1 protein-coding gene is annotated in these 911 nt (G+C 73.5%); it reads left to right on the top strand.

Annotation, left to right across the window (positions count from 1 at the left end):
• Nucleotides 1–740, top strand: a 740-nt coding sequence (locus ACIKT0_RS19215) for an FAD-binding protein (RefSeq protein ID WP_407106872.1), incomplete at its 5' end; no start/stop codon positions are given.
• Nucleotides 741–911 lie beyond the last annotated feature (171 nt).

The following is a 911-nucleotide window of genomic DNA, read 5'->3' as shown; positions in this document are numbered from 1 at the left end:
CGCCGCGCGACATCGTCGCCCGCGCGGTCTACGAGGCGGCGCGCTCGGGCGGCGCCTTTCTGGATGCGCGGGACGGCGTGGGCGCGGCCTTCGCCGGGCGATTCCCGACGGTGTATGAGGCCTGCCGATCCGCGGGACTCGATCCCGCGTCGGAGCCGATCCCGGTCGCCCCAGCCGCGCACTACCACATGGGCGGCGTTTTCGTGGACGCGAACGGCCGCGCCTCGGTGGACGGCCTCTGGGCCTGCGGCGAGGCGGCTTCGACGGGCGCGCACGGAGCGAACCGGCTGGCGTCCAACTCGTTGCTCGAGGCCATCGTGTTCGCGTCCCGGATCGCGGAGGACATCCTCGGCGTCGTTCCCGGCGCGCCGGTTTCGGCCCGGCCGCCGACCACGCGCGCTCTGGGATCCGTCAAGGCTGACGACGCGGCCGTGGCCACACTCCGACGGTGGATGACCGACGCAGTCGGCGTCGTGCGCGACGGCGGTCGCCTGGCGGCGGCGATCGCCGCGTTGGACGACATCAGGCGCAAGGCCGAGAGCGCGGACCTGAGGAACATGGCGACCGCCGCGCTTCTGATCGCGGTGGCGGCCGAGCGGCGAAAGGAAAGCCGCGGCGCGCACTTCCGGTCCGATCATGATGCGCCGGTCGAGGCGCTGGCGCGCCGGTCGACGCTCACGCTCGCAGATGCTCTCGCGGGGCTTTCGCCGGCGACAGAGCCTCGGATGGCCGCTTCGTGACGGCGCCCGCGCCGCTCGATCCGATCGCGGTTCGTCGCGCGGTCGAGGCCGCCCTCGCAGAGGACCTCGGCCGCGCCGGCGACATCACCAGCGCCGTCTTGGAATAGCGGCCGTTCACCACCTTCTCCGCGGTGCCGGTCTTGCCGCCGACGCGGTAGCCCGGGATGTCAG

The organism is Hansschlegelia beijingensis (assembly GCF_045505405.1).
Classification (GTDB): Bacteria; Pseudomonadota; Alphaproteobacteria; order Rhizobiales; family Methylopilaceae; genus Methylopila; species Methylopila beijingensis_A.
Note: the sequence above shows the minus strand (reverse complement) of the source record. Positions and strands in the feature narration are given on the sequence as shown.